This is a genomic window from Phenylobacterium sp. (genome assembly GCF_044358365.1).
Classification (GTDB): Bacteria; Pseudomonadota; Alphaproteobacteria; order Caulobacterales; family Caulobacteraceae; genus Phenylobacterium.
The window spans coordinates 1-3,102 of the sequence record NZ_JBIKNZ010000141.1 but is presented as its reverse complement, the minus strand read 5'-3'; the positions used below and the strand labels follow the sequence as shown (position 1 = coordinate 3,102).

At 61.9% G+C, this 3,102-nt stretch carries 4 protein-coding genes; 2 read left to right on the top strand and 2 right to left on the bottom strand.

Going from position 1 to position 3,102, the window contains the following annotated elements; all coding sequences use genetic code 11:
* Positions 1–128 precede the first annotated feature (128 nt).
* Positions 129–374, bottom strand: coding sequence for a hypothetical protein (locus ACIQ3B_RS18445; RefSeq protein WP_397405192.1), 246 nt, complete (start codon positions 372–374; stop codon positions 129–131).
* 92 nt (positions 375–466) lie between these two features.
* Positions 467–829, bottom strand: coding sequence for a hypothetical protein (locus ACIQ3B_RS18440; RefSeq protein WP_397405191.1), 363 nt, complete (start codon positions 827–829; stop codon positions 467–469).
* Between the two features lie 590 nt (positions 830–1,419).
* Here ACIQ3B_RS18440 and ACIQ3B_RS18435 point away from each other — a divergent pair.
* Together ACIQ3B_RS18435 and istA are read left to right on the top strand one after the other, a co-directional pair.
* Positions 1,420–1,749 carry a hypothetical protein gene (locus ACIQ3B_RS18435; protein WP_397405189.1) on the top strand — a complete coding sequence of 110 codons (330 nt, stop codon included), beginning with the start codon at positions 1,420–1,422 and terminating at the stop codon, positions 1,747–1,749.
* A partial coding sequence (gene istA, locus ACIQ3B_RS18430) for an IS21 family transposase (protein WP_397405187.1) occupies positions 1,746–3,102 on the top strand: 1,357 nt, incomplete at its 3' end. The genes ACIQ3B_RS18435 and istA, both read left to right, overlap by 4 nt.

Below are 3,102 nucleotides of genomic sequence, written 5' to 3'. Positions count from 1 at the left end.
AGATTGGGGTTTTTGCTTTTCCAGACTGCGCTTGCATCCGCTGCGCTCACTTGCCGACACATCGCCAAAAAGGTCGGAAAAGGATACACAAAGGATACAGCGAAGTCGGACGTCAATGATGACGTGCACTACTTGCCCAGCAAGTGTTTCGCCGCCTCGATGATCCCGATCAGCAACGCCCCCACGACCCCGCTGACCTTGGCCGCGGCGACCGTGTTCGCCGCCCGCTGATTCAACTGCGCGCGCTGGCACCGCAACAGCGTCGCAATGGCCCGCGCGAGCGCCGGGTGCCCGGCACACGTGCCACGCGTGTGCTCGACCTCCGCCAGGCGCGCATCGATCTCATCCCGCAGTGCTACCAGGTCAGCGTCCATGTCGTTTCTCCATGCATCGCCGGTCCGGCCGTCCGTCCGCCGGACCGGCTCACCATCCGTCCACCCATCCAACCGCCCATCCGCCCGCCGCCTTACGGCCCATCCGCCCCCGTCGCCCCGTCCTCACCCTTGCCCGTCGTCTTGAGCACGCCCGAGATCGAGGACCCGATCAACTCGCCCAGCGCCGACACCGCCGTGTCGCCCATCGGCAGGTTGAGTGCCGTGTCCGCACTGGCCGTCTGCGGGTTGGACTCGTTCCCGCCGGTCTCGATCATCATCGCCTGGCAGAGCGTATCCCCACCCGCCACGCCCGACGGCACCGCGTTCGTCTGGTCGACCACCGCAAAGGCAGGCAGGCGAGGTGTGGCCGCCGAAATGAAACCGGGTTGAAACCGCCGGCCTGAAACTGGGTGTTCTTCTTCTGCGTTTTCTTCCCCAATCTTCTCGTCAAACATCTTCTTCCGTATTCTTCTCCTGTATGAGAGCCGGCCGGCTGATGGCGTGAAAACGCGGAGGCTTGCCTGGCGCTGTCCGTCTGTCATGCTTGCGGCGATGAAGTGCAACCGTCGTCGCAAGTGCAAGCATTGCGGGAAGTTATATCAGGTCAGTCCGCGCCGTCGTGATTGCCAGCGCTACTGTGGCGAGGATGCCTGTCAGAAGGCGAGTCATGTGGCCAGTCAACTCCGCTGGCTGGCCAAACCCGGGAACGAGGACCATTTCTGCGGGCCTGAAAACGTTGCTCGGGTGCGGGCCTGGCGGAAGTCCCATCCCGCCTACTGGCGGCGGTGTCTGAAACGACCGATTGCGCTACAAGATGTGATATTGCCGCAAAGCGTTGATGTGCAAATAGATAAGCCGGACTTAGCGCGGGATGCGTTACAAGATGTGATATCGTCGCAACATGCTCTGCTGGTAGGTGTTATCTCCAGCTTAACTGGGAGTGCGTTACAAGATGAGATAGGAGAATCGATGCGGCAGTTTCAGACTCGTGGGGCGCTCATTCTCGGCAAGGTGCCCGGAATGCCAAGCCAACGAGGAGAGATCCGTGGTCGAGAAACAGGTGTTGTGTCGGGATCGGGTGCGGAAGTTGCCCGAGCAGTTCAGTTGGGTGGATCAACGGCTGGTGCGCCATGAGCATGTCCGGCGGTGCGACTGCCAGGGGCTGGCGCTCTACCTGATGCTGGTGACCGTCGGCGACGCCGAGGGGCTGTCGTATTACTCGGACGAGAAGGCGGCGGCGTTGTTGGGACTGAACGGCGCGGAGTTGATGGTGGCCCGTCGGCAACTGTTGGACGCGGACCTGATTGCCTACAGGCGACCGATCTATCAAGTGCTTTCCCTGCCCGTGCTCCTTCCCCGGGGAGGTGCGGCATGATGGACTATGCGACCTTCCAGAAGATGAAGCATTGGCTGCACGTGGAACGCTGGACGATGGCGCAGGTGGCACGCGAACTGAGAGTCAACGTCAAGACGGTGAGCTTGTGGGCGACGCGCGAGGCGTTCGACCGACGTCAGGCACCGAAGCGACCCAGCCGCTTGGATCCCTTCAAGGGGGATGTGGCTCGCTGGCTGGAGCAGCATCCGTTTTCGGTGCCGCAACTGCTGCATCGGTTGCGTGAACAGGGTTATACCGGCGGGGCCTCGATCCTCGGCGATTACGTTCGGAAGGTGCGGCCCACACGGAAGCCGGCCTTTCTGACGCTGCACTTCGAGCCGGGCGAATGCGCCCAGGTTGATTGGGGCAACGCGGGAACGGTGGCGGTGGGTTCGACGCGGCGGCGGCTGAGCTTCTTCGTGATGGTGCTCTGCTATAGCCGCAAACTCTATGTGGAGTTCACGCTGGGCGAGACGGTGGAGCAGTTCCTGACGTGCCACACGAACGCCTTCGGGTATTTCGGCGGATGTCCGGCCGGTGTGATGGTGGACAACCTGAAAAGCGCGGTGCTCTCGCATCCCCGCGGACAACCGGCGGTGTACAACCCCCGCTATCTGGACTTCGCCCGTTTTCACGGGTTCACCGTCAAAGCCTGCAATCCGCACGCGCCGCATGAGAAAGGGCGCGTCGAGAATGCGGTGGGGTATGTGAAGAAGAACTTCCTGTCCGGCCTGCCGTTGGAGCAGTTCGCGCCGGTCAATCCCTCTGTCCGGTACTGGATGGAGGAAGTTGCCAATGTCCGAATGCATGGGGAAACGCGCCAGACGCCGAACGAACGTTTCGCCGCCGAGAAACCCACGCTGCTGCCGTTGCCGGCGGCGCATTACGACGCCGGTGCGGTCAAGACGGTCTCGGCCACCCGGCGCTTCCGCGTACATGTCGATGGCAACCGCTATTCGGTGCCGGCGGAATATGCGGGCGCCAAGTTGATCCTGCGCGCCTATCCCGAAAAGATACTGGCCTTTGATCAGGACCGGTTGGTGGCCGAACATATCCGATCCTATGATCGCGGCCTGGACTTCGAGAACCCCGACCATGTGCGGGCGTTACTGGAACAGCGGCATCGGGCACGAGATCAGAAACTGCTACAGCGGTTCATTCTGCTCTCGCCGCTGGCGGATGCGTATTACCAACACCTGAAGCAACGCCGACTCAATCCCCGCCAGCATGTGCAGAAGATCGTGGCCCTGAGCGAAATCCACGGCCCCGACAAAGTCGCACGGGCACTGGCCGATGCCACCGAGTTCCAAGCCTACAGTTGCGAATACATCGCCAACTTGCTGGAACAACAGG

Coding starts and splice junctions, on each gene's coding strand:
- ACIQ3B_RS18445 (WP_397405192.1), bottom strand. CDS start 374: ATGGACGCTGACCTGGTAGCACTGCGGGATGAGATCGATGCGCGCCTG.
- ACIQ3B_RS18440 (WP_397405191.1), bottom strand. CDS start 829: ATGTTTGACGAGAAGATTGGGGAAGAAAACGCAGAAGAAGAACACCCA.